This window comes from Pseudoalteromonas sp. S3178 (assembly GCF_005886985.1).
Taxonomy (GTDB): Bacteria; Pseudomonadota; Gammaproteobacteria; order Enterobacterales; family Alteromonadaceae; genus Pseudoalteromonas; species Pseudoalteromonas carrageenovora.
Genome location: NZ_PNCW01000391.1, coordinates 1 through 324, shown reverse-complemented (window position 1 = coordinate 324; position 324 = coordinate 1). Strand labels below are relative to the sequence as shown.

General features: G+C 42.6%; 1 protein-coding gene. It reads left to right on the top strand.

The window, feature by feature from the left end; translation table 11 throughout:
• On the top strand, positions 1–324 hold a 324-nt coding region (locus CWC11_RS21435; protein WP_349304434.1), incomplete at both ends, for an ABC transporter substrate-binding protein.

Sequence of the window (324 nt, the reverse complement as noted above, 5' to 3'; positions counted from 1 at the left end):
TGCTAACTTCTAGTTTGCTACTACTCACTTCTCTTCTACAACCTACCTATGCGGATCAAGGTGCCAAAAATATCGTGGTTTCTGGTGGCTCTATCACAGAGATTATTTATGCACTTGGCGAGGAAAATCGTATTGTTGGCGTGGACAGTACTAGCGTATTTCCTGTTGCTGCGACCGATAAACCACAAATCGGTTACGTAAGGAAAATCAACGTTGAAGGGATCCTTTCCTTGAGTCCTGATTTATTACTCGGTGAAGCAGATACAGGCCCAGATAAGGTATTAAAACAGCTTCAAGACACCGGATTACCCACCTATATTTTCA